Genomic DNA, 25,031 nt, shown 5'->3' with positions numbered 1-25,031 from the left:
CCGCGTCACCAGCCATTTCTGGCGTCCCGCTCCCGCCGATCCGGCTGCTCGTCCGGGAGCCTGGGGAACCGCCTGGCGAAGGTGTCGGTGACCGCCCGCCCGGTCTCCGAGTCGGTGCCCACGGTGTCGTGCACCGCAATGCTCACCTGCTCGATCAACCCGGCCTGCGCACGGGCAATCGTGGCCATGATGATGCCGGCAAGTTCGGAGCCGGTCATCCGCTGGACACGGTTGTCCAACTGGAGGTCCGTCACCGCCCCCGAGACGGCGACCGTCACGCGTACCGCACCGTCCGCGCCGACCGCCGAGGCCGTGATGGTCGCGACCCGGTCCGAGAGTTCGGCGGCAGCCTGAGCTCGTGTCGACAGCCGGGCTGTCCAGGAGTGCAGAAATTCCTGTGCCGCGTCCGGATCTTGACTTAACAACGCCCAACCTCCTGGCTACGCGCCTCAGCACAGTCATTCGACCGACGCCTGCACGCGCAGCCTCTACTCTGCAGCACAACCGTGATGGGCGATGTCCCTCAGCCGCGCCGTGAGCGGCCAAGGCGTTGCCTCAGTTGCCTCATCGGATGTCGCCGTCTGGCCGTACGACCCCCCGCGCCAACCCATCAGCGGCGAGTTGGGCCAGTTCCGCACCCAACGAGGCAGCCTGCTGGATCGCCGACTCGAAGGCGACCAGTCGCCGGAACGCCACCCCGTGCGCCCGCTGCTCGGCGAGCGGCAGTCGCCGCACCTGAGCCCGTCGAATGTCGAACCGCATCGATCCCGACAGACTCGACGACTGCTTCTCGTTGGCCGACGTACGTAGCTGACCGGCCAGGAACCACGCATCCAACGCCGTCGGATTTGGCCGCAGCAGGTACAGGTTGCGCCCCAACAGCGCTCCCTCGGCGGTGACCACCCGCGCGGTGAGCTGCGGCGCGATCATCGGCACCACCACGTCCCCCACAGCGAGGGGGATCTCCTGCCCGAACCGGTCGTCCACCCGCCCGGATGCCTTCACTCCGGCGAGCACGTCCGGCACGGTGAGCACCGGAGGCCCGTCGGGTGCCGGCGTGGACGTGCCGGCGCGGACGGGACCGATCAGTTGAAGCGCACCGGTCTTCGCCAGCTCCCCCACGGTGAGGAACGAGCCGTCCGGCCCGTCGGGCGCAGGCGTGACCTGCGGCAACAGCGCCGGCAGTTCGCCCACGATGGCGGCCAGTCGCTCTCTGGTGCGTACCAAATGCTCGCCTGAGGCCTCGCCCACGACGGCCGGTTGCCGGCGCGCGGGGGTGAGGTCGACCTCCTCGTCGAGCAGCTCGATGACCGGGACCGCGCGGGCGAACCCGGCCTCCTCCACGTCGCCGTCGGGGGCTGTGGCGAAGGCCCGCCACGCGGCCAGCACGCGCGGCGCGGTGTCGGCCAAATCGCCGCCTGCGGCGTCGATCAGCAGCGCCCGCGCCGGTGGCGGCGCGTCCGTCGCGGCGCGTCGCAGCACCCACAGATGCAGGGGTACGCCGTGCGGCGCCGCCACCCCCGGCGGGAGCGCGATGACGGCGCGCAGGTGGCCTCGGCGCAGCAGCTCGCCGCGGATCCGTTTGCCGGCGCGGCGGCTGGCGACGGTGGGTGGCATCAGCAGGACGGCGTGTCCGCCGACCCGCAGGTGGGCCAGGGCGTGCTGCGCCCAGGCCAGCTCCGGTTCGGTACGGGGTGTGGTGCCGACGATCCAGCGGGGGTCGTGGCCGAGTTCCTCGTCGCCCCAGTTGGTCGCGCCGAATGGTGGATGGCAGACGACGGCGTCGACAGCGCGGCCGGCGAAGGCGTCGGCGCGCAGGGTGTCCCCGGCGCAGACCTCCCCGGGTACGTCGTGCAGGGCCAGCCACAGCCCGGCGAGTCTGGTCAGGTCCTCGTCGAGTTCCTGCCCGTAGACGGAGGTGCTGCCGGCGCGGACGGCGGCTCGCAGGATGGCGCCGGAGCCAGCGGCCGGGTCGAGCACTGAGCCGCCGCCGACGTTGGCGAGCCCGATCATCAGGTCGGCGAGGTCGTCCGGGGTGGCGAAGGGGCGGCCGGGGCCTGGTTCGGAGAACCGCTGCCACAGCTCGTCGAACGCGCCCTGCGTGCCCAACTCGTCGGCGAGGGCGTCGACGTCGGGCAGCAGGGGCGCGAGTTGGGCGTCGGGGTGGCCGGTTCGGGAGCCGCGTTGGCGAGCCAGCAGGAACGCGCCGACAGCGGCGAGGCCGGCGGCCGGGGTGTCGCTGGCTGCGGCGAGGTGTCGCCAGAGCCGGTCGGCGGTGGCCAGCTCGGGGAGCTTGCCCTGGGCGCGTAGCCACTGCTCGACCTGGATCAGGTCGAACTCGGGGCTCGCCGTCGTCCCGCCCACGGGGGCGGGGAAGTCGGAGTGCCGCTTACGCCAGTTGCTGACCGCCGCGCGACCAACGCCGGCGAGCCGGGCGATCTCCGCTGCCGTGATCGTCGGGTTCTCCTGCACCCCGAAAGTCTCGCACATCTGTCAAGCACGAGAATGTCTGTTGACACCGCTCTCGGACGATGCTCTTATTGACGCCGCAACGTTCACATCAGGAGGACAACGATGCGCAAGACCACCACTCTCGCTCTGATCGCCGCCGGCCTCATCGCCCTGGGCTGCGGCTCCGGCTCGACCGACACGGCGAGCAGCTCCAGCGGCGACGACAAGGCGACCACCTCCAGTGGAGATGAGGGCGGCGCCAAGGCCGAGGAGAAGCCGGCCAAGACCGCGAAGATCGGGCAGCCGGCCCGCGACGGCAAGTTCGAGTTCACGGTCAAGTCGTCCAAGTGCGGCGTGGCCAAGATCGGCAGCGACCTCCTCGGCCAGAAGGCGCAGGGCCAGTTCTGCCTGGTCACGCTGAACGTGAAGAACATCGGCAAGGAAGCGCAGATGTTCGACGGCAGCAGCCAGAAGGCGTACGCGGCCGACGGCACCGAGTACTCCGCCGACTCCGGCGCGGCGATCTACGCGAACAAGAACGCCGAGACGTTCCTCAACGACATCAACCCCGGCAACCAGGTCAACGGCGTCGTGGTCTTCGACATCCCGAAGAACGTCAAGCTCACCAAGCTCGAGCTGCACGACTCGCCGTTCTCCGGCGGCGTCGACGTCACCCTCGGCTGACTTCCCGCGACCCCGGGGCGGGTCTGAACGATCCGCCCCGGCTGTTCACAGCCCACTTGTTCACAGAAGGAGCCGCTCGCCATGACCGACCCGACCCCGCCGCCGCCCGACGAACCGACCGAGCCGGCGGTGCCGCCCCCCGCCAGCCCTGTCGGGGATGTCCCGCCCGGCGAGCCGCTCCCGCCCACGAAGGGCCGGCGGTCCCACCTGCGCGCCTGGGCGATCGGCGGAGTCGCCCTGGTAGTCGCCCTGAGCTGCGGCGGTGTCGTCATCGGCGCGGTGACCGGCGACAACGAGGAACCGGCGGCCAGCGGAGGCAGCCCGATCTCGGCCAGCCCGAGCACCGCCATTCCCACGACCGCCGCCCCCAGCACCGCCGCCCCGACGGCCTCCCCCACCATCGCGGAACCGACGGCGGTCGCGCCGACCACCACTCCGCCGGCCCCGAAGCCGAAGGTGATCAAGGGGCGGGGCGACGACGTCGTGCGGATCCCCGCATTGACAGACTTTGCTGTCGTGAAGTTCGTGTGCCGCTGCAGCAGCAACACGATCCTGCGCAGCGACGGCCCCGAGGGACTGCTGGTCAACGAAATCGGCGCGTACACCGGCAAGCGATGGATCAACCTCGAGGATGGCGCGCTCACGACCCAGTTCGAGGTGGAGGCAGCGGGCAGCTGGACCTTGACGATCGGCTCGCTCGACCAGATGGCCACCAAGGCGACCTCGGGCAAGGTCTCGGGCAAGGGTGACGACGTCGTCATCCTGGGCGGAGACGCGACCGCCGTAAAGATCACGCACTCCCGAGGCAGTTCCAACTTCGCGGTGTACGCCTACTCTCTCGAATCCGGTGAGGGTGGCCTGCTGGTCAACGAGATCGGTGGCTACTCCGGCGTACGGCCGCTGACGGCACCCGCGCTCATGGAGATCACGGCCGACGGCAACTGGACGATCGCGCCCGCCTGATTCGTCTGCGACATCAGGTCCATAGCGCACCAGCACACACCTTCTCCCGCACGCCTCGCCCCGACGAGCCGTCGACCCGCGGACACCACACGCCTGGAGACGACCATGACCCAGCCTCCGCAGCCCACCGCGCCCCTGATCGACCTGATCTTCGACCAGTTGGCCGCCGCTGACGGCGTACCGACCGAGACCGCCGAGCTGGTCCTCGCCGCGCTCACGGGCGACGACGAGCTGACCGCCGCGCTCGCCGGCACTCCCACCCGGCTGGCCCTCCGCTCCCCCACCGGAGACGGTCCGGCGGAGCGCGTCTGGTTGAAGTCGGTGACCGTCGCCGGGTTCCGCGGCGTAGGCCCGGAACGGACCCTCCAGATCGACCCCGGTCCGGGCCTCACCCTGGTGGTGGGCCGCAACGGCTCCGGCAAGTCCAGCTTCGCCGAGGCCGTCGAGCTCGCCCTCACCGGTGACAGCGCCCGGTGGGCCGACAAGACCAGCGTCTGGCGTACGGGGTGGCGCAACCTGCACAACCCGGACCCGTGCTGGGTAGGCGTGGAGCTGCGCGTCGATGGGGTGGCGACGTCGACCCGGGTGCACCGTGCCTGGCCGGTCGGGGCCGAGCTGGCCGACGCCGAGGTGACCGTCACCAGCGCCCAGGGTCGGCACGCCGGCCTGTCCGAGTTGGGTCTGGCCCGCCCGCTGGAGCTGTACCGGCCGTTCCTCACCGCCGCCGAGCTGGGCAAGCTCGCCGCCGGCACGCAGAGCCAGCTCTTCGACGCGCTCTTCGCGATCCTCGGCCTGGACGCGCTCACCGACGCCGACCAGCGTCTCCTGCGCGCCGCCCGGCCGCACGACACCACCATCAAGGAGGTACGCGCACAGCGCGCCGCCCTGGTCGAAGCGCTCGGCGGAATCGCCGACGACCGGGCTCGTCGGACCGCCGCGTTGCTGGGTGGTCGGGGCGCGGTCGACCTCGCCGCGGTGTCGGCGATCCTCGACGAGCCCGACGAGGCGTCCAACGGCCCGACCGTCATGCTCTGCCGGGAGCTCGCCGCTTTCGCCCCACCGCCGGTCGACGAGGTGATCCGCCTGGCCGGTCAACTACGGGACGCGGAGGTCGAGGCTCAGCGGTACGACGGAGGCCGGTCGCGGGCCGCGCTACGCAGCGCAGAACTGCTCCGCCTCGCCCTCGAACATCACGAGGACGAGGGCGACGGGTCGTGTCCGGTGTGCGCGACCGGCACGCTCGACGGTGGGTGGCGCGCGGCTGCCGCGGAGGCGCTGACCGAGCTTCGGCAGCGCAGCGTCGCCGCCCAGACGGCGGCGACCCGGCTCACGGCTCTGCTGCGGCAGACGCATCACCTGATCGACGACCTCGTGGTGCCCGACGGCCCAGGGACGGAGCCGTCGGTCGAGGCGCTGCGCGACGCCGTGGCCGCGCTGTGGCGCGTACCCGGGGAGCCGGCCGAACTGGCCGACCACCTGGCCGCGCGGTACCCGGCGGTGGTGACCGCGGCGGACGCGGCCCGCGCGTACGCCGAGGGGTTCCTGCGACAGCGCGACACCGGCTGGCGGGCGGCGGTGGCCGGGGTACGCGAGTGGGTGGCCGCCGCCGGCGAGATGCCCAAGCGGGAGGCGACCCTGAGCCGGTTGAAGACCGCGCGAGCGTGGCTGAAGGACGCCAGTACGAAGATTCGCAACGAGCGGGTCGCGCCCTTCGCCGGGCACTCTCAGCGGATCTGGGCGCAGCTGCGTCAGGAGAGCAACGTCGAGTTGGGGGCGATGACGCTCGAAGGCGCGAACACCCGGCGGCGGGTCGTCTTTCCGGTCAGCGTGGATGGCGCCGACAACGGCACCGCGCTGGGGGTGATGAGCCAGGGTGAGATGCAGGCCCTCGGGTTGGCGACGTTCCTGCCGCGCAGTTGCGCCCCGGAGAGCCCGTTCCGGTTCATCGTGGTCGACGACCCGGTGCAGAGCATGGATCCGTCGAAGGTGGACGGTCTCGCACGAGTGCTCGCCGAGCTGGCCGAGCAGCGGCAGGTGGTGGTCTTCACGCATGACACCCGGCTGCCAGACGCGGTCGGACGGCTCGACCTGGGCCGGGCGCGGATCATCGAGGTGACCCGCGCGGAGCGGTCGGTGGTGACGTTGCGGCCCGGCTCCGACCCGGTGACCCGCTATCTGGACGACGCGTACGCGCTGGCGCGCAACGAGGAGATCACCGCAGAGGTACGCGGACCGGTGGTCGCGGAGCTGTGCCGCTCTGCGGTGGAGGCATCCTGCCACCGGGCGGTCTGGCGGAACAGGGTGGCGCGGGGCGTCCCGCACGCCGACATCGAGAAGGCGATCGAGGACGCCTCCCGACGGGTCACCACAACCGTCGCCCTGGCGGTCTTCGACGACGCCGAGAAGGGTGGCGACGTGCTCGGCTGGCTCAGCCGGCGGCACGGGCGGCGAGCCGTCAACGCGTACCAGGCGTGTCGGGAAGGCGTGCACGGCGCGAACCTGGCGGACCTGCCCGGGCTGGTCGCGGACGCCCGCCTCCTCGCGGCGGTGCTGTCGTGACCCCGCCGACGCCGCAGCGCTGCCTGGCGGCGGCCGACCAGTTGCTGCGTGGGTCCGGCCTGCTCGGTGCCGCAGCGGTGGGCGCCGGCTGGTGGCCCCGGGCCTGCGCCTGCCTGATCCGGCTCGCCCTCGAAGAGGCGATCGACGGCTACTGGCGGCAGGTGAAGCCGACCGTGGCGGCGTGCCGGCAGGGTCGCGCGAAGCAGTTGATGCTGCGTGGCCGGCTCGGCCCGGGCACGGAGACCGCCCGCCGGGTGGCGTTCGCCTGGGCGTCGCTGTCCGCGGCCACGCACCACCACTGCTACGAACTGGCCCCCACGGCGGCGGAGTTGCGCCGGCTGCACGCCGAGGTGAGCACCCTGCTCGAACGACTGCAGCCGAGCGCCAACTGCACGGGTTGACCCCGACAGATGGCTCAACCAAGAGGGATTTCGCCTTGTCCTACCAGCCCGGATACGACCTCGCCCGCCCGCAGGCACCGATCTCGGCGTACTAGACCTGTTCAGCCACTCGCGTCTGGACACTTCGCAGGATGAGGTGCCGCTCCGGTTGAACCGGGGTGACCGCATTGACACGTACTGTTTGCTCCCATTGTCGATCATGAAGGATGTGGGATGGCTCCTGAGGCCGAGGGATCCGAGACCGAACTCTCCATACCCGCTGACCAAGCCCCCGTTGCCACTGTGCCCCCTGGGGATGACCCAGAGGTCAGCCTGGTCGAGATCGAACCGGGAGTGGCCGTACTCTTCGCGGACCAGCCGCCCGTCGGCTTCGACCTGATCCCTTTCGAGATGATGGGTGCTCAAGCAAGCCAAGGCCTGACCGACAAGCTCGCGATGGCCTCGGGCATCGGCAATCTGGCGGCACAGGGTGCACAGGCTGCGACTACCGTGCAAGGGCTGGTGCGTCTGGCGCCCGAGACTCTGCAGGCACTCAAGACGGCGCAGCCGATGACGTCGGGCGGCTGGAACCTGGGTTCGCTCGTCACGAGCAACGGAAAGATCGCCGCCTCGGTGCGCTGGGCGCCCGTGACAGGGGCGCAGACCGCCTCCATCCTCTCCGCTCTCGGGCCGGCCGCCGCACTCCTGGCGCTGCAGGTGCAGTTGGCGTCGATCTCGCGTCGTATCGACGAGAACGTCAAACTCACCCGTGACGTTCTCCAAGCGCTGCACGAGGATCAGTGGACGACGCTGCTCGGCCTGCACGAGACGACGATGCGCGCTGTGCGTGAGTCTCAGGCGGCCGGCACGGTCAATGACCACATCTTCGCCTCCATCGCCACCAGGGACGCAGACCTACGCAAGCAGCGGCACCTCTTCCGGTCCCTCGTCCGCGGCCACGTCAAGGCACTCGATACTGACGGACAGAGCCGTCGCGCCCATATCCAAAAGAACATCGAGCAGATTCTCGCCGACACTCACGGCATGCTCATGGCGGAGTGGTCCTGGTATCGCTCGCAGGTGTTGCGCGCCGGCCACATCAGCCGCGACGAGGCGAATGCTGTCGAAAACGAACGGCTTCTGGCCGAGTTGGTCGCCGACACCCAGCGCGAGCACACCCTGGCCATGGACGAGGTGGCGAATCTCCTCGCCGACCTCGAACGCCAGTGCCGTTTGATCGCCGAACTCCCGGCCGAACTCAGTCTGCCGTTCACCGCCAAGCGTCAGAGCATCCGAGACAGCGTTGGCATGGCCGAGGCGTTGGCCGAGCGGGTGGCGGCCCTTCGCAACCGCACTCACACTCAACGCGCTCCGCTGGATCCGCCACTCACAGTCTTCAGTGATGCTGTGCCGGAGGAAGTACTGCGGATCCTACGGTGGATCGTGCCTGGCGAGGAACCCTTGCTGGCTATCGCCGATGTCAATCTCGACCGCCTCGTCGGCGACGACGCCTACCTCGGAGTGACACCCGAACGCTTCTTCATCTCGACGCAGAGCGCCGTGCGCAAGCAAGGCACGATCGAGCGCGAGATCCCGCTCTCGGAGATTCGCTACGTACGGTTCCGCGAACGCGACAAGCGCGGCCCCGTTCTGGACGTCATCACCACGGACGAGAACATCAGGCTCACTTTCGATGACTGGGCCGGCAAGGGGAAAGGGCTGGACGACGCCTGTCGGCTTGGCAATCTCCTGGCCGCAGCGATGGATCTACCCGAAAGCGAGCGGCGTACCGACCCACTGCTGAGCGGCGAGTCCTCGACGAGGGAGGCAATCACCCGATAGCGGAATGGGGCTCCGCCGGAACGCGTAGCTCGTGCCGGTAGGGTCCAGGCACGGGCGATAGAAGGGCAAATACCACCATGACGATTCCCCACCTGACGGCTGGTGACGGCACGAGTCTGCCGGCGATCGGGCTTGGCACGTACCAGCTGAATGGTTCGACGGGTGCCGACGCGATCGGTCAGGCGATCCGGGCGGGCTACCGGTTGATCGACTCGGCGGTGAACTACGAGAACGAGGGCGCGGTGGGCCGGGCCGTCCGCGCGGCGGGCGACGTTCGGGACGAACTGGTGGTCACGTCGAAGCTGCCGGGGCGGCACCACCGCTTCGACGAGGCGCTGACCACCATCGAGGAGAGCGTGTTCCGCACCGGCCTGGACCGGATCGACCTGTACCTCATCCACTGGCCCAACCCCAAGACCGACCTGTACGTGCAGGCGTGGCGGGCGCTGATCGAGGCCCGTGAGCGCGGCCTGGTCCGGCACATCGGGCTGTCCAACTTCCTGCCCGAGCACATCGACCGCCTGGTGGCCGAGACCGGGGTCGCCCCGTTGGTCAACCAGATCGAGGTGCACCCGTACTTCCCGCAGCAGGAGGGGATCGACTACCACCGGGCGCGGGGGATCCTCGTGCAGGCGTGGAGCCCGTTGGGCCGGGGCAACGACGTGCGGCAGCACCCCACGATCGTGGACATCGCGGCAGCCCACGGCGTCAGCCCGGCGCAGGCCATTCTCGCCTGGCACGTGGCCCGCCAGGTGATCCCGCTGCCCAAGGCCGCCTCCCCGCAACGACAGGTCGAGAACCTGGACGTCTTCGGCGTCACGCTCACCGACGCGCAGGTCGAGGCCATCAATGCGCTGGGCCGCCCGGACGGGCGCCTCGCGGATCAGGACCCGGCGGTGTACGAGGAGTTCTGAGCGAAGCGTCGCCGCGCTGATCGTGCGGGCGGCTGACGGGAGAGGTTGGGCGTAACGGGTGATCTGCCGGCAGGCCGGGGGCACCCCGACGTAGCGTGTAGCCGTGTCGACGAAAGACGTACTCACCAAGGCTGACCTGGTCGAACTTCGCCGCTCGGCGCTCGGGACGGCCAACCCGCTCGGTGTCGCCGCCGAGATCGCCGAGGCGGTCCAGCAGGGCCGGCTGGAGGATCCGGACGACGCTGGGGACGCGCTGACCCTGGCCGCCGAGATCGCGGAGATCCGGGTGCGACCGGATGCCGCTCTCCGGTACGCGGAGCAGGCTCTGGCGGCGTACCCGTCCGGCGATGATCCTCGGGCCGGCTTCGCCCGGGCGCTGCGGGCACGGGCGCTGTTGCAGGCCGGCGGCCGGGAGGACGAGGCGATGGCGGAGCTGACCGCGCTGCGCCCGTTGCTGCTCGTGCAGCCCGACGCCCCCGCCTACGTCAGTGCGGCGTTGGACGCCGCCGGCCGGTCGGCGATCGCCGAGCGGTGGCTGAGTGAGGCGGTCGACACCCTGCTGGGCGAGCGCGCCACCGCCGCCGGGGCGTCGGCGCAGGCCATCACCGCCGTCGAGCCGACGGTGGAGGTCGGCCCTCCGGAGTCGCCGGGTGTCCTCTTCTTCCTGCTGCAACAGCGCCACCGGGTCCGCCGGGATCTCAACCTTCCGCACGACCGGCACGACGATCTGGCGGACCGGCTGGAGGCCCAACTCGTCCGCCGAGCGGGGGAACGCGAGGGCGGTGAGCCGGATCTGATCTTCTGGCCCCGAGCCGAGTTCGACCGGCTGCTCTCCACGCACGGCGAGCTGACCGAGGTGTACGGGCCGGACTGGGACGCCCACCGGGCGCGGCTGGAGAAGGAGCTGGTGCGGCTGGCCGGCGCCGGCCAGGTCGGGCTGGGTGTGCTCAGCGCGACGGTCGACGGGCTGGACGCGTTCGCAAAACGGCGCGACGGCGACCCGTCCGACCGGGAGGTCCGGGCCGGGTACGCGCGGGAGCTGGCGGCCCGGCCTGCGGCGCGGATCCCCTGGCCGCCGGAGCGCAACGACGCCTGCTGGTGCGGTTCGGGCCTCAAGTACAAGAAGGACTGCCTGCCCCGCTCCCGCAGCTGAGGGCGGCGGCTATCGTGCGGTGGTGTGCCGCTGGTGGTAGCGGGGCGCGGTTGGGATCGTGAACCATTAGGGGGTCGTCGTGCTGGTCATCGCGCACCTCAGTGACACCCACATCGACGACCACCCTCGGTCGGCCGAGCGGGCCGCCCGGGTGATGGAGCACCTGCACGCCCTGCCGCGACCGGTCGACGCGGTCCTGATCACCGGGGACATCGCCGACCACGGCGAGGTGGCCGAATACGAGACCGCCGCGAGGCTCTTCGACTCCCCGCTGCCGGTCCTGACGTGCCCCGGCAACCACGACGTGCGCGCCGCGTACCGCAAGGGTCTGCTCGGTGACGACGGCGGCGGCACCGGCCCGATCAACACCCGCCACGACATCGCCGGCGCGGTTTTCCTCCTCGCCGACTCGTCCGTGCCCGGCGAGGACCACGGCCACCTGGATGGGGAGACCCTGGCGTGGCTCGCCGACGAGCTGGGGGCGGTGCCGGCGGGAACGCCGACGTTCATCGCCCTGCATCACCCGCCGGTCGTGCTGCACCACCCGGTCATCGACCCGATGCGGCTGCTGCCCGCCGATCCCCTGGCCGACCTGGTCGCCGCCCACCCTCAGGTCGTCGCCGTGCTGACCGGGCATTTCCACACGGCCGCCGCGAGCACCTTCGCCGGCCGTCCACTCCGGATCGCGCCGGGCGTGGTCTCCACCCTGCGGATGCCCTGGGAGGGCGAGGGAGCGTTGACCACCCAGGCCCAGCCGCCCGGCGTCGCGTTCCACGTGTACGACGACACCGGCCTGTTCACCACCCACTACCGGGTGGTGGTCTGAGCGTGCGCGGCGTGGCCGTGCTCGGCTTCCTGGTCGCCGTCGCGCCGATCACCGCCACACCGGGCGCGAGCCTGACACTCGTCGTCTCGCGGGTCGCCACCGGTGGCCGGCGGCAGGGGTGGTGGGTGATCCTGGGTACGATCACAGGCCTCTACGTGCACGCCACCCTGGCCGCTGTCGGCCTGGCCGCGCTGGTGCTCCGCTCGGCGCAGGCGTTCTGGGTCGTCAAGCTGGTCGGTGCCGCCTATCTCGTCGGGCTCGGGCTCTGGATGCTCGTCCACGCGACCCGGCGCTCCACGTCAGCGCCGACCCGGGTGCGGAAGCTGCCGTGGCGGGTGGACCACCCCTATCTCCAGGGGCTGCTGGGCAACGTCCTCAATCCCAAGGCCGCCGCCATCTACCTCACGCTCGCACCGCAGTTCCTCGAACCAGGTCGACCGGTGCTGCTACCCATGCTGCTCCTCGCCACGGCGCACTCCGCGCTGCACACCTGCTGGCTCGCGGGGTGGACGGCCATCTCCGGCGCCGCCGCCCGGCTGCTTCGCACGGCCGCCGTCCGACGCGTGCTCGACCGGCTGACCGGGGTGATCCTGCTCGGCCTCGGTGTCCGCTCCGCGGTGACCTGAGTCGAGTGCCAATCGGCGGATCATGGGGTGACACGTCCGGCCGGTACCGATAGCGTCCATGCCTGGATCATCGAGGTCCGTCTTCACCGGAGGAGTCGCCGATGTTCGAGGAGTTCATGGGCATCCCCGCCCACCCTCTCGTGCTGCACGCCGCGGTCGTGTTCGTGCCGCTGCTGGCTCTCCTGACGGTCGGGTACGCGTTCGTCCCGCCGATCCGGCCGCACACCCGCTGGGTGCTGGGGCTGCTGGCCGTGGGCGCGCCGCTGTCCGCGCTGTTGGCGAAGCTCTCCGGTGACGCGTTCTTCGAGCGCATGCGGTCGGCCAACCGGGTCACTCCCGAGTTCCTGCCGAAGCTGGAGGCACACCAGGAGTTCGGTGACTTCACGCTCTGGGCCAGCATCGGGCTGGCGATCGTGGCGCTGGCGCTGGTCCGGTTCGTCGCGCCGCGACCTGCCGCCACGAACGCGGACGCGCGACCCGCCGACACGAGCACTGACGCACGGCCCGGTCGGGCGCTCACCGTGGCGTTGCAGGTGTTGTCGCTGGTGGCCGCCGCTGTCGCCGTGTACTACGTGATCCGCACCGGCGACTCCGGCGCGATGGCGGTCTGGGAGGGCCAGTGACGGCCCGGAAAACGGTGGTGCGGCCCAGCCGGAGCTGGCCCGCACCACCGCGTTGACCGTCAGCCGGCGGTGTACGCCCGGATGATGGTCTGGTCGATGCCGCTACCGCCGTCGCCGTCGGCCTGCACCCGAAGCGAGACGGGCTTGCCGGTGGCGGCCTTGGGCAGCTCGGCCCGGTAGGTGTCCCCGCTGCGGGTGACCCGGGCCGACTTCCAGGTGGCGCCGTCGTCGGTCGAGGCCCACACCTGGAACGACGTCACCTTCTGCGCCTTGACGCCGTGCGCCTGGCGGACGGCGAACTCCGCCGTTCCGCCGGTGGCGTGGTTGGCGGTGTCCATCGGCAGCGCGTAGTCCACCGCGAGCAGCGGCAACGGCACGCTTCCGGTCCCGTCCGGCCCGGCGGACCGGAACGTCCAGGACGTGGAGACCCTGGTCGAGATCGGCAGGATCAGGCTCGTGTCGACGTCGAGGGTCAGCCGGTAGTCGGCCGCCTGCTGCCCGACGGTGATGTCGGCGAGCGGCCGGTCCCGCTGCTCGACCAGCTTGCCGTTGCGGTACAGCGACAGGGTGCGCTTCACGCCGATGGAGTTGCCCTGCAGGCAGTCGGCGCGTTGGTGCTGGTCGGTGAGCGACACCAGGTCGATGTGCAGGTTGCCCCGGGTCCGCGACGGTGGGGTGGCGCAGGTCCACCCGTTGTCGGCCGGGTCGTCGTACCAGCCGGAGTGCAGCGGCTGGCGTGCCCAGACCTTGGACTGCCTGCTGCCGGGCTGGTAGCGGCGGGGCGCCTCCTGTGCCGACAGCCCACCGTAGACACCCTCGTCGGCCCAGAGGATCTCCGGCGAGAGGTAGTCGGTGCGGTTCGGCGGAAGGTCCCCCTCGTGGGTCTGGGTCACGCCCAGCCCGTCGGCGGTGAACCCGGTCCGGATCAGCTGGGTGATCATTCCCGGCGAGTCCATCTGGTGGAACCGCTCGTCGATCCGGGCCAACCGGGCCTGCTCGGCGGCGCCCACCCGGAAGGCGGGGTCGGCCGGTACGCCGCCCGGGTACTCGTGCACCAGGTTGTAGCGGTACGGCTTGGCGGTGCCGGCGGGCGAGTTCAGGTTGACGGCCGCCCAGCTGCGCCGCGTACCGACGCTGGGCTTCGGCAGCGCGGAGGTGCGGACGCTCGTCGCGGTCCCGTACCCGCTCGCCTGGCTCCACCAGGACAGGCCGTTCGGCGCGGTCTGCTGGATGGTGAGGTCGACCCGCGTCGGCGTGGTGGCGACGCCGTCGACCGTCGCCGTCACCGGCTTGGCCCGCGCCGGGTCGAGCGTCACGCTACGAGGGCCGTTGACGTTCAGGTCGGACTCCCCGACGAGCGTCGTCTCCAGCACGTCGCTGTCGACGTAGTAGGCGACCGACGAGCCGAGGAGCGCGTACCGGCCGGCCGGCACGCGGACGGTGAAGGTGTCTCCGGGCACACCGCCCGGTCCGCCGTAGTAGAGGACGGGGTCGGCGAGGTTGGTGACCAGAATGTTGATCCAGCTCTCCGCGCCGTCCTTGAGGCCGGGCAGCGGCTTCGTGCGGATTGTCAGGTCGTAGCTGGGCGGCTCGACGTAGAAGCTGACCGGGGTGGTCGAGACCAGCTTGTGGCCGGCGGTGCGGGCGGTGACGGTGGCCAGGTAGAAGCCGGGCCGTGCGGCCAGCGCCGCGCGGTTGACGCGCAGGGTCGTGTCGGCGGTGCTGCCGCGCTTGAGCGTCACCCGGGTCGTCGACAGCGACGCCGCGCCGCGCGGCACGGGCTGGCCGTCGTGGTTGACGATCGACACGTCGAGGTCGAGGTGGGTCGTCGCCGGGGTGGCGTCGCCCGTCCAGGTCAGCTTCGTCTCGCTGGTGCCTGACTGCGGGTAGGCGAAGGTGCCGAGGTTGACCACCGGCTGGTCGCTGGTCGGGCCGCCGAGGGCGCGGGCCGCGTTGAGCCGGCCGGCCCCGACGGCGTACGGGTCGACGCCGGTCAGCGGGTCGGCCGCGCCGACGAGCGCCGCCTTGAGCCGCTCCCCCGTCCAGTCCGGGTGCCGCTGGGCGAGCAGCGCGGCCGCGCCCGCGGCGTGCGGGGTGGCCATCGAGGTGCCGGTGCTGCCCTCGTAGAACTGGTCGATCGGGTCCTGTAGGTCCGTGCCGGCGGCGCGGGCGGCGACGATGTCGACACCGGGTGCGACGAGTTCCGGCTTGGCCACGTTGCTGGTGACCAGCGGCCCACGGCTGGAGAACTCGGCGAGTTTGTCGTCGCGGTCGACGGCGCCGACGGTCAGGGCGCTGGCGGCGGAGCCGGGCGAGGAGATGGCGCCACCGTTGTTGCCGGAGGCGATCACGAAGAGCGCGCCGGTCTGCTTGCTCAGCGCGTCGACGGCGAGCGACAGCGGGTCGCTGCCGTCGTCCGGGTAGCTGCCGCCGAGGCTCATGTTGATGACGTCGGCGCGGGCGGCGGCCCACTCCATGCCGGCGATGATGCCGGAGTCCTCGCCGGAGCCGTGGTCGTCGAGGACCTTGCCGATGACCAGCTTGGCGTCCGGCGCGACGCCGCGACGCTGGCCGTTCGAGGCAGCGCCGGTGCCGGCGATGGTCGACGCGACGTGCGTACCGTGGCCGTTGTGGTCGACGGCGTCGCCGCCGTCGACGGTGAAGTCGGCGCGGTCGGCGACCCGGCCGACCAGGTCGGGGTGGGTGAAGTCGGCGCCGCTGTCGAGCACCGCGACCCGGACGCCCTTGCCGGTGTAGCCGGCCTTCCACGCGTCGGGCGCGGCGATCTGCGCCAGGTTGCGGTCGAGGCCGGCGGGCTTGCCGGCGCCGTGCCCGCCGCCGGTCAGCGCGGTGGCGTGGACCTTGCGGTCGAGCCAGACCTTCTTCGCGCCGGCGAGCAGCGAATTGGTGGCCAGCTTCGTGGTGGTCGGGCTCTTCTTGGGTACGTGGCCGGCCACCGCGCCGATGCTGGGCAGCGGCAGGACGTCGCCGAGGGCGGCCACCCGGGCGGAGGCGGTGGCGGGCTGCACGATGAGCGGCAGCTCCGTGGTGTTCTCGTCGTCGTACCCGTCGGCGATCAGCGCGGTGACGTCGAAGAGGTCGGGGTCGAGGACCGAGCCGACCTGGGACGCGACGCGGGCGGGGATGACGTGCAGGTGGCCGTCGGGGCCGCAGTTCTGGTGGATCACCGTGTTGGGGTCGGCGGGCTGCACCGTGGCCTGCGGGCATCCCGGTCCGGTGGTCCGTACGGTCACCACGTCCCCGGTGAGCAGGGTGACGGTGTGTGTCTTCCGGTCGGCGGAGGCGTCGGGCGCGCCCGCCGGGGTGGCGTCGTTGGGGCCGGCTGTGGCGGTGCCGCCCGGTACGGCGGTCAGCGCCGTGGCCGTGACGGCGACGGCCAGCAGCCACCGTGTTCTCTTGAGCATCCTGCTCCCTGTCTGATGTGGACAAACGCGCCTTATCGGCGGCTCCGAGCAAGATCATATGCACGAGTACGTGATCTTCGGGGCCCCTGGACGACACCTCTCCTTCGCCCGCCCGACAGGGATTTCGGCGATGTGTCACCGCCGTACCCGGTTCGATGTCGGTTCGATTACCGCCTCCGAACGGGCCGGCCACCGCGGACGTGTTCACTCGCCGCACGGCCCGACGGGATCGACGGAACGCCGGCCCGGACCTAGCATGTCGACGAATGGATCTTCGAGATTGGCCCCTGCCGAAACCCGGCAACCAGCCCAACCGAAGGGAGACGCGCATGCGTCGACCCCGTTATCTGGCACTACTCAGCGTCGGTGTGTCCGGCGTCCTGGTCCTCAGCGCTGCCCCGGCGACGGCGGCCCCACCCAAGGCCCCCGCTCCGACCGGCATCGTGGTCGCCGACGGCATGACCCAGCCGGTGTTCTCACTCGCCGACGCCATCGAGGAGCGGGTGTACGTCCAGACGCCGGTGGACACCGACCACGACGGCCGCCCCGACCGGGTGGCCATCGACATCTCCCGACCTCGGGAGACCGCCACGCAGGGCTTCAAGGTGCCGGTCATCTTCGAGCACAGCCCGTACCGCAAGGGCACCTGGGGTGACGTGCCGTACCCGAGCGTGCTGGTCGACGACCTCCCGCAGAACGGCCTGAACGGCCACTCCGGGCGTCGGGCGCTCGACGTGGAGGCCCAGCGCGCCCAGGCGAAGGCCAACCTGCCCGGCTCGCTGGACGACTACTACGTCCCGCGCGGGTACGCCGTGGTGCTCGGTCAGAGCGTCGGCACCGGCGACTCGGACGGCTGCCCGACCAGCGGTGACCAGGCCGAGACGCTCGGCACCAAGGCCGTCATCGACTGGCTGAACGGGCGGGCCAAGGGGTACGACGCGAGCGGCGCCCCGGTCACCGCCGGCTGGACCACGGGCGCGGTCGGCATGACCGGTGTCTCCTACAACGGGACGCTGCCGAACCAGGTGGCGACCACCGGGGTCAAGGGCCTGAAGACGATCGTGCCGGTCTCGGCGATCAGCAGTTGGTACGACTACTACCGGGCCAACGGTCTGGTCGTCGCCCCCGGCACGTTCCAGGGTGAGGATCTCGACATCCTGGCCCAGTACACGGCCGGGCAGGCACGGGCCGAGGGGCCCTGCGCCGACGAGCTCGCGACGATCACCGAGGAGCAGGACCGGGTCACCGGCGACTACTCGAAGTTCTGGCAGGAGCGCGACTACCTCGACGCCCGCGACGTCAAGGCGAGTGTCTTCGTCGTGCACGGTCTCAACGACTGGAACGTGAAGACCGAGCACTTCGCCGGCTGGTGGGACCAGCTCGCCAAGCGCGACGTACCGCGCAAGATCTGGCTGCACCAGGGCGGGCACGGCGGTCCGGGCAGCAATGCCTCGGTGACCCTGCCCGACGGTCGGACGTGGACCTACAAGCAGACCGAGAACCGCTGGTTCGACTTCTGGCTGTGGAACGTGCGCAACGGGATCATGGACGAGCCGACCGCCGTGCTACAGCGCGAGGACCGGGCCTACACCACGTACGCCAACTGGCCCGACCCGGGCGCACGCGAGGTCGGGCTGCGGTTCGCCGCCACCGACGCCACGGCCCCGGGCGCGCTCACCACGGGCAAGCCGCCGAAGGCCAAGGTCGAGCAGAGCTTCGTCGACGAGGGCCGGACCATCCACCCGGACACCCTGGTCGCCAACCCGGACGCGGCGAGCGCGAACCGGCTCGCCTACCGCTCCCCCACGCTGACCCAGAGCGTGCGTATCTCCGGCCGTCCGGAGATGCGGCTGCGGATGGCGATCGACAACAAGCCGGACGCGAACCTCACCGCGTACCTGGTCGACTACGGCCCGGTCGGCTCGACCGCCGCGCCGACCGTGGTGACCCGGGGCTGGATGGACCCGCAGAACCGCAAGAGCGCCGCGCGCACCGAGCCGGTGAAGCAGGGCAAGCTGTACGACTACCGCTGGACGATGGAGCCGAAGGACTACGTCTTCCCGGCCGGTCACCGCATCGGCGTGGTCGTCTTCTCCAGCGACCAGGAGTACACGCTGCTGCCGCTGGGCGGCACCGAGTTGCGGGTCGCGCCCAACGACAGTGAGCTGCGGCTGCCGGTGGTCGGCGGACGGTCCGTCCTCGGGTTCTGAGGTCGAGTTCGTACCCCGGGTGGGGCAGCCCGACGTGTTCGGGCTGCCCCACCCGCGCGTTCCGGTCGCGGTGACCTGATCGTGCTCGATCCTGGATGTCGTGCGCTCGTCCGCACCGCTCTGTCCCGCATCGAGTGCGATCTTGGGCGGTCGGGCTACAGCGGTGGGTTGGTCTGCGGTCCCCGCCGGTGGGCCAGCCCGTCGACGACGGCGATCGCGGCCAGGATCAGCGCCGCGACGGCAGCCACGGCGACCGGCGGGAGGAGCACCATGGGCGGGGCCGCCACGATCAGCACCAGGACGCCGACCAACAGCAACCGGCAGCTCGGCCGGGACGGGGATGGGCGCTCCAGAAAGCTGCGCCCGATCAGGAACAGCACCGGGCCGCCGAAGATGATGACCACCAGCGCCCAGTCGATCGGCGGGTCCGGGTCCTCGATGACCTGTCCGAAGCCGACCGCCGTGCAGATGATGCCGCCGACGATGAGCAGCAGGCTGAAGCCCGCCGAATGGGCCAGCCGCAGGGCGCCCCCGGCCGACAATCCCGTCGCGGTCTGCCCCGGAGCGACGTGGTAGAAGTAGATCCGCCAGTACGCGACGACCGCCACGAACGCCGCGATGAGGGTGACGGTCCGCGCGGTCGAGAAGCCCGGGAAGCTGACGGCGGCACCGGCTTCGAGCACCACCTCGGCCAACGCGATCATGAAGAACTGGTTGTACCGCTCCGCGAGGTGCACCTCGGAGATCACGACCATGCGGGTGAACCGTTGTGCGCCGAGGCGGGGTGCGGGCCAGTGGCTCGCGGCGCCGATGACCTCGATGGAGAGGGCGATGGTCCAGAAGACCCCACGCCCCATTCCGCCGCTGATGCCGCCGCCGATCCACAGCACGCCGGACGCCACGTGCCAGGCCAGCACGCGGGCGGCGAGCAGCCCGCCGAGCTGACCCCGCAACGCCAGCGTGAGGTAGAGCGGGCGGCCAACCTGGACGATGACGTACGTGCAGGCGAAGATCAGACCCCGCTGGCCGAACGCCTGCGGCAGGGAGACCGCCAGCACCAGTGTGCCGAACATCGTCGCCAGCAGGATGACCTGGATGTCGCTGCGCCGGGGGTCGTAGCTGCTGGCCATCAGGGCGTTGAGGGACCAGATCATCCACATCGCCGTGAAGATCAGCAGTGTCTGACCCGCCTCCGACAGCAGCGTGTGCCGGACGATGGTCAGGTCGTCCGCGACGCGTCCGGCCAGGCGGGCCAGCGCGAAGACGTAGACGATGTCGAAGAGCAGCTCCAGGACGGTCGCCCCGCGCGGGCTCCGGCTCTCGCCCAGCCCGCGCATCCAGGATCGCGTCAGCACGGCCACCATCGCCCCGCGCCCCCTCGCCGACGAGTCCACCCCGTACCCGTTGAGGCACTTTATCCCGATCTTCGCGGGCCCCTGGCGGTTATGGCGGATCCAGCGGCGGGCCCAGGGTCAGGCGCGGCTGGAGATCTGCTGCACCGCCCAGGCGTTGCCGTCCGGGTCGGTGAAGTAGATGAAGCCCACGTTGTCCAGCGGGTCCGGCACCGGACGGGGGTTCTTGCCCATCACCTGGATCTCGCTGACCTCGACACCTCGCTCCACCAGCTCCGCGCGAGCCTTCTGCAGGTCGGGCACCACCAGTTGCAGCCCCTTGATCGAGCCGGGCGGCATGTCCGGTACCAGTCCCTTGCCGATGACGACGGAACAGCCCGAGCCCGGCGGCGTCAGCTGCACCAGCCGCGTGTCGTCGTTGATCGCTGTGTCGTGGTCCACGACGAAGCCGAGACGGTCGGCGTAGAACTCCTTCGCGCGGTCCAGGTCTGAGACCGGTACGACCACCACTTCCAACGTCCAGTTCAACCGGCACTCCTCAAGTCGTGTGCTCTGGTGTCGCAATCGCTCCGGGTCGAGCCCCGTCGCCGCCGTGCTGCCGACAGTATCGCCGCGACGCGTGCGTCACGCCTCGGAAACCGGCGTGTCCACATGGTCGCGCCACGAGTGCCGAGGTTCGTAGCCCAGGACCCGGCGTGCCTTGTCGATGCTGAGCAGGGTTTCGTGTTCGCCCAGTTCCCCGCGGATCTCGACGCCCGGGTAGACCTCCGCCATGAGGCTGGCACTGGACCTGGTCATGACGGTGTCGGCGTTGGCGATGATGAAGACGTCGGCGCCGGGCCGGTCGTGGGCGAGTGCCCGCTCGACCGCCTGGGCGCCGTCGCGGGCGTCGATGTAGCCCCACAGGTTCCACCGCCGCAACCGCGGGTCGGCGTCGAACGAGGGGAACGGCGCGTAGTCCTCGACGTCCATCACGTTGGAGAACCGCAGACCCACCATGACCAGCTCCGGGTCCCAGCGGCAGAAGTGCCGCGCCATCTCCTCCTCAAGGGCCTTGTTCAACGAGTACGTCGACTCCGGTCGCGCCGCGTACTCCTCGTCCACGGGCGCGTACGGCGGCGGGGTGTCGAACGGCAGCCCGAGGACTGTCTCACTCGACGCCCACACCACCCGTTTGATGCCGGCCGCCCTGGCCGCCGCGAAGACGTTGTACGTGGCGGCGGAGTTGTTCGCGAACGTCCTCGCGTTGGACATCAGCCCCGGGGCCGGGACCGCCGCCAGATGCACGATCGCCTCGATGCCGCCGGCGTGCTCGTCGGCGCCCCCGGTGAACGCCTCCACCACCTGCCCGTAGTCGGTGAGGTCGACGAGGAGAAACTCGCCGTCCAGGTCGCGCGGATCGCGTCCACCGGCACGGTCCACCGCCAGCACGTCGACACCCACGCCGCGCAGGTGGGCGACCACGGCGCGGCCAAGCTTGCCGGTGGCGCCTGTGACAACGACGCGCCTGGGGAGTACGGGATCGGTCATGTCCCCATCCTCTCCGGCGGGGTGCGGCATCGCGCACCCGACCCACGCGCACATGGCGGATCGATCAGGAATCGAGAAGTGCGGTGCCTGCGTCCGTACCTAGCATGACCGGCATGGACATCACCATTCACACCACCGTTCTTCCGCACGTCGACCCGGACGCCTCCCTGGCCTTCTACCGCGACGTCCTCGGCTTCGAGGTCCGTACCGACGTCGGGCAGGGCACGATGCGGTGGATCACCGTCGGCCCCGTCGAGCAGCCCGGCACGTCCATCCTCCTGGCGCCGCCGACCGCCGACCCCGGCCTCACCGAGGACGAGCGCCGCATGATCGCCGAGATGATGGCCAAGGGCACCTACGGTTGGATTCTGCTGGCCACCCGGAATCTCGACGACACCTTCGAGAAGGTGCAGGCCGGCGACGCCGAGGTCGTCCAGGAGCCGACCGAGCAGCCCTACGGCATCCGCGACTGCGCCTTCCGCGACCCGGCCGGCAACATGGTCCGCATTCAGGAGCTTCGCTGAGCCGCCTGCCCCGCATCCCCCGCCGCTGAGTGAAGGGGCCCGCGTCCCGGCGTGCGGCGCGCCGCGGGTGCGTAACGTGCGGGGGTAACGCTCACGCGAGGAGGAGACGTCCATGTCCAAGCCACCGCTGCCCGAGCCCGCGATCGCCATGCTGCGCAAGCCGAACCCGGCCGTCATGACGACCCTCCAGTCGGGTGGTCAGCCGGTGTCGGCCGCCACCTGGTACCTGTGGGAGGACGGTCGGGTTCTGGTGAACATGGACGCGAGCCGCCGCCGGCTGGACCACATCCGGAACGACCCCCGGGTCTCCCTCACCGTGCTGGACGAGGACGGCTGGTACACCCACGTCAGCATCATCGGGCACGTCGCGGAACTGCGCGCGGACGAGGGCCTCGCGGACATCGACCGGTTGTCACAGCACTACACGGGTAACGCCTATCCACGGCGGGAGCGCGATCGGGTCAGCGCCCTGATCGAGATCGATCGCTGGCATGGCTGGGGCTCACTCAAGGACAACAGCCAGGTCGGCTGACACCCGCCGTCAGGGCGTCACGGCGGTTGCGGAGCGGGTGCCGACGCGGTTCACCAGGTAGCCGAAGGCCGCCGCGGTGAAGAACATGACGATGCCGTAGACGGCTCCCGGGATCGCCATCTGGGTGCTGTTGAGCAGCGCCGGACTGAGCGCGATCGTGATGGCCAGGGTGCTGTTGTGGATGCCGATCTCGAACCCGGCGGCCGTCGCGGCGCTCCGGTCGACGCCGGCCAGCCGGGGCACCCCGTACCCGATGGCGAGGCTCAGCAGGTTGAACGCGAGGACGGCCAGGCCGACCGAGACGAAGTAGTCGGCGATGTTCTCGCGCTCGCCGAGCACCGCCCCGGCGATCACCGCGACGAGCACGACGACGGACAGCACCCGGACCGGGCGGTTCAGACGCTCGGCCACCTGCGGCGCCCTGGCCCGGATCACCATGCCGAGGGCGACCGGGAGGAGCACGATGGCGAAGACCTGGAGCACCTTGTCGAACTGCAGGCCGATGCTGCGCCCGTCGGGCAGGAAGTACGCCGCCGACAGGTTGACCAGGATCGGCAGGGTGAACACGGCCAGCACCGAGTTGATGGCGGTCAGGGTGATGTTCAGGGCCACGTGCCCACCGAACAGGTGACTGAAGAGGTTGGCCGTCGTGCCGCCAGGGGACGCGGCCAGCAGCATCATGCCGACGGCCAACTCCGGTGCCAGGTCGAAGGCGAGGACGAGGCCGAAGCAGAGCGCCGGCAGCACCAGCACCTGGCACACCAGCGCGATGACGGCGGCCCTCGGATGCTGGGCCACCCGGCGGAAGTCCTCGGTGGTCAGCCCGAGACCCAGACCGAGCATGATGACGCCGAGGGCGATGGGCAGACCGATCAGTGTCAATGCTGAGTCCATGGCACAACATCGTTACCACCAGGTAACGCCGTCACAATCCCCCATGTGGCTGGACGGCCCTTGACCCTGGACGGCAGCCGGCTTAACTTCATCAATCAGATAAGTCTCTTAACTAATTCTGCTTGATACCTCGTGGGAGTGTGCCGATGCGACCATTCCGCCACCGCCGTCTCACCGCAGTCGTCGCCCTGGCGACCCTGCTGATCACCGCCGCCCCGCCCACCGCCGCGAGCGCCGGCGCCAAACCGGACCGGACCGGCTACCACCGGGTCGGCTACTTCACCCAGTGGGGCATCTACGGCCGGGCCTTCCCGGTCAAGAAGCTCGACACCTCCGGGGCGGCAAGCCGCCTCACCCACGTCAACTACGCCTTCGGCAACGTCAGCGAGGACGGACGCTGCTATGTGGACGGCGGGCCAGGCGAGGGTGACGCCTGGGCCGACTACCAACGACCCGTCCCCGCCGAGGAGAGCGTCGACGGCGTCGCCGACGCCCCGGGTCAGGCCCTCAACGGCAACTTCGGCCAGCTCGCCAAGCTCAAGGCCAAGCACCCCAAACTGAAGGTGCTCATCTCGCTGGGCGGGTGGAGCTGGTCGACGTACTTCTCGAACGCCGCCCGCACCGACGCCTCCCGCAAGGCGTTCGTCGCGTCCTGCATCGACATCTACCTCAAGGGCAACCTGCCGGGCAGCCCGGGTGCCGCGGCCGGCGTCTTCGACGGCATCGACCTCGACTGGGAGTGGCCCAACTGGGACGGTGAGCCCGGCAACGTCATCCGCCCGGAGGACCGGGAGAACTTCACCAAGCTGCTCGCCGAGTTCCGCCGGCAACTCGACGGGTACGGACGCACGACCCGCAAACACCACCCGCTGACCGCGTTCCTGCCGGCCAACCCGGCCACGATGGACGCCGGCTACGAGGGCCGCAAGATCTTCAAGTACCTGGACTTCGCCACCGTGCAGGGCTACGACTTCCACGGCGGCTGGGACGCGAAGGCCAACCAGCAGTCGGCGCTGCGCGTGCCGGCGGGCGCGCCGGACAACCCGGACTTCTCCGCCGAGGTGGCGATCGACGGCTGGATCGCCCGTGGCGCGCCGCGCGACAAGCTGGTCCTCGGCATCCCGTACTACGGCCGGGGTTGGACCGGCATCACCGGCGGCGGCAACGGTCTCTTCCAACCGGCCACCGGCCCCGCGCCGGCCACCTACGAGGCCGGTTACGAGGACTACAAGCAGCTCAAAACCCTCGCCGGCAAGGGCTACACCGTGCACCGCGACCTGCGCGCCGGGCACGCCTGGCTGTTCGACGGTACGACGCTGTGGACGTACGACGACCCGGCGGTCGTGCTGCAGAAGACCCTCTACATCCGGCGGGCCGGCCTGGCCGGCGCCATGATGTGGTCGCTGGACGGCGACGACGACAACGCCACCCTGACCAAGACGATCGGCCTCGGGCTGACCACCTGGTAGGCGTACCCCCGTCGCACCTGGCACTCCCCCGGCCCGTCGCCGACCGATCTCCCGGTCGGCGGCGGGCCGACGTC

Annotated in this window: 21 protein-coding genes; 14 read left to right on the top strand and 7 right to left on the bottom strand. The window is 70.7% G+C overall.

What is annotated here, in order from left to right; all coding sequences use genetic code 11:
• Positions 1-5: 5 nt before the first annotated feature.
• The gene (locus ABZ780_RS02720; RefSeq protein ID WP_357483436.1) at positions 6-425 is read right to left on the bottom strand and encodes a YbaB/EbfC family nucleoid-associated protein; all 420 of its coding nucleotides are present in this window, start codon (positions 423-425) and stop codon (positions 6-8) included.
• Positions 426-564: 139 nt separating this feature from the next.
• A complete protein-coding gene (locus ABZ780_RS02715; protein ID WP_357483433.1) occupies positions 565-2,490 on the bottom strand; it encodes an N-6 DNA methylase in 1,926 nt (641 codons plus the stop codon).
• Between the two features lie 84 nt (positions 2,491-2,574).
• On the opposite strand from ABZ780_RS02715, the gene ABZ780_RS02710 reads away from it, so the two are divergent.
• The 10 genes from ABZ780_RS02710 to ABZ780_RS02665 all read left to right on the top strand — a co-directional run bounded on the left by ABZ780_RS02710 (position 2,575) and on the right by ABZ780_RS02665 (position 13,021).
• The gene (locus ABZ780_RS02710; RefSeq protein WP_357483430.1) at positions 2,575-3,135 is read left to right on the top strand and encodes a DUF4352 domain-containing protein; all 561 of its coding nucleotides are present in this window, start codon (positions 2,575-2,577) and stop codon (positions 3,133-3,135) included.
• An 81-nt stretch (positions 3,136-3,216) separates the two neighbouring features.
• Positions 3,217-4,098 (top strand): hypothetical protein, encoded by an 882-nt coding sequence (locus ABZ780_RS02705; protein ID WP_357483428.1) that lies wholly within the window; start codon positions 3,217-3,219, stop codon positions 4,096-4,098.
• A 105-nt stretch (positions 4,099-4,203) separates the two neighbouring features.
• Positions 4,204-6,657, top strand: coding sequence for an AAA family ATPase (locus ABZ780_RS02700; RefSeq protein WP_357483425.1), 2,454 nt, complete (start codon positions 4,204-4,206; stop codon positions 6,655-6,657).
• Positions 6,654-7,058: a hypothetical protein gene (locus ABZ780_RS02695; RefSeq protein WP_357483423.1), complete on the top strand. Its 405-nt coding sequence runs from the start codon at positions 6,654-6,656 to the stop codon at positions 7,056-7,058. The genes ABZ780_RS02700 and ABZ780_RS02695 overlap by 4 nt, the downstream gene beginning before the upstream one ends.
• 213 nt (positions 7,059-7,271) lie before the next feature.
• Positions 7,272-8,879: a hypothetical protein gene (locus tag ABZ780_RS02690; RefSeq protein ID WP_357483420.1), complete on the top strand. Its 1,608-nt coding sequence runs from the start codon at positions 7,272-7,274 to the stop codon at positions 8,877-8,879.
• 77 nt (positions 8,880-8,956) lie between these two features.
• Positions 8,957-9,793, top strand: coding sequence for an aldo/keto reductase (locus ABZ780_RS02685; protein WP_357483416.1), 837 nt, complete (start codon positions 8,957-8,959; stop codon positions 9,791-9,793).
• Between the two features lie 103 nt (positions 9,794-9,896).
• A complete protein-coding gene (locus ABZ780_RS02680; RefSeq protein ID WP_357483413.1) occupies positions 9,897-10,946 on the top strand; it encodes an SEC-C domain-containing protein in 1,050 nt (349 codons plus the stop codon).
• 79 nt (positions 10,947-11,025) lie between these two features.
• On the top strand, positions 11,026-11,772 hold the full coding sequence (locus ABZ780_RS02675) for a metallophosphoesterase (RefSeq protein ID WP_357483410.1): 747 nt from the start codon (positions 11,026-11,028) through the stop codon (positions 11,770-11,772).
• 2 nt (positions 11,773-11,774) lie between these two features.
• Positions 11,775-12,398 carry a LysE family translocator gene (locus ABZ780_RS02670; RefSeq protein ID WP_357483407.1) on the top strand — a complete coding sequence of 208 codons (624 nt, stop codon included), beginning with the start codon at positions 11,775-11,777 and terminating at the stop codon, positions 12,396-12,398.
• A 101-nt stretch (positions 12,399-12,499) separates the two neighbouring features.
• Positions 12,500-13,021, top strand: a complete 522-nt coding sequence (locus ABZ780_RS02665; RefSeq protein WP_357483404.1) for a DUF2231 domain-containing protein — start codon at positions 12,500-12,502, stop codon at positions 13,019-13,021.
• Between the two features lie 59 nt (positions 13,022-13,080).
• Here the strand turns inward: ABZ780_RS02665 and ABZ780_RS02660 are convergent, their stop codons facing one another.
• Positions 13,081-16,446 carry a S8 family serine peptidase gene (locus ABZ780_RS02660; protein WP_357483401.1) on the bottom strand — a complete coding sequence of 1,122 codons (3,366 nt, stop codon included), beginning with the start codon at positions 16,444-16,446 and terminating at the stop codon, positions 13,081-13,083.
• A gap of 329 nt (positions 16,447-16,775) precedes the next feature.
• Here ABZ780_RS02660 and ABZ780_RS02655 point away from each other — a divergent pair, with 329 nt between their 5' ends.
• Positions 16,776-18,656, top strand: coding sequence for a Xaa-Pro dipeptidyl-peptidase (locus tag ABZ780_RS02655; protein WP_357483399.1), 1,881 nt, complete (start codon positions 16,776-16,778; stop codon positions 18,654-18,656).
• A 155-nt stretch (positions 18,657-18,811) separates the two neighbouring features.
• Here the strand turns inward: ABZ780_RS02655 and ABZ780_RS02650 are convergent, their stop codons facing one another.
• From ABZ780_RS02650 to ABZ780_RS02640, 3 genes are all read right to left on the bottom strand, one after another.
• Positions 18,812-20,011: a low temperature requirement protein A gene (locus ABZ780_RS02650; RefSeq protein ID WP_357483397.1), complete on the bottom strand. Its 1,200-nt coding sequence runs from the start codon at positions 20,009-20,011 to the stop codon at positions 18,812-18,814.
• Between the two features lie 117 nt (positions 20,012-20,128).
• Entirely contained in the window at positions 20,129-20,536 is a 408-nt protein-coding gene (locus tag ABZ780_RS02645) for a VOC family protein (RefSeq protein ID WP_356999713.1), read from the bottom strand.
• A gap of 96 nt (positions 20,537-20,632) precedes the next feature.
• Positions 20,633-21,538, bottom strand: coding sequence for an NAD(P)-dependent oxidoreductase (locus tag ABZ780_RS02640; RefSeq protein ID WP_357483394.1), 906 nt, complete (start codon positions 21,536-21,538; stop codon positions 20,633-20,635).
• Positions 21,539-21,651: 113 nt separating this feature from the next.
• On the opposite strand from ABZ780_RS02640, the gene ABZ780_RS02635 reads away from it, so the two are divergent.
• Positions 21,652-22,062: a VOC family protein gene (locus ABZ780_RS02635; protein ID WP_356999707.1), complete on the top strand. Its 411-nt coding sequence runs from the start codon at positions 21,652-21,654 to the stop codon at positions 22,060-22,062.
• Positions 22,063-22,174: 112 nt separating this feature from the next.
• On the top strand, positions 22,175-22,594 hold the full coding sequence (locus ABZ780_RS02630) for a PPOX class F420-dependent oxidoreductase (RefSeq protein ID WP_356999704.1): 420 nt from the start codon (positions 22,175-22,177) through the stop codon (positions 22,592-22,594).
• 9 nt (positions 22,595-22,603) lie between these two features.
• On the opposite strand, the gene ABZ780_RS02625 is transcribed toward ABZ780_RS02630, so the two are convergent.
• Positions 22,604-23,488 (bottom strand): bile acid:sodium symporter family protein, encoded by an 885-nt coding sequence (locus ABZ780_RS02625; RefSeq protein WP_357483391.1) that lies wholly within the window; start codon positions 23,486-23,488, stop codon positions 22,604-22,606.
• Between the two features lie 146 nt (positions 23,489-23,634).
• Between ABZ780_RS02625 and ABZ780_RS02620 the strand changes: the two genes are divergently transcribed.
• On the top strand, positions 23,635-24,957 hold the full coding sequence (locus ABZ780_RS02620) for a glycoside hydrolase family 18 protein (protein WP_357483388.1): 1,323 nt from the start codon (positions 23,635-23,637) through the stop codon (positions 24,955-24,957).
• Positions 24,958-25,031: the final 74 nt, after the last annotated feature.

The organism is Micromonospora sp. NPDC047467 (genome assembly GCF_040643095.1).
Classification (GTDB): Bacteria; Actinomycetota; Actinomycetes; order Mycobacteriales; family Micromonosporaceae; genus Micromonospora.
Note: the sequence above shows the minus strand (reverse complement) of the source record. Positions and strands in the feature narration are given on the sequence as shown.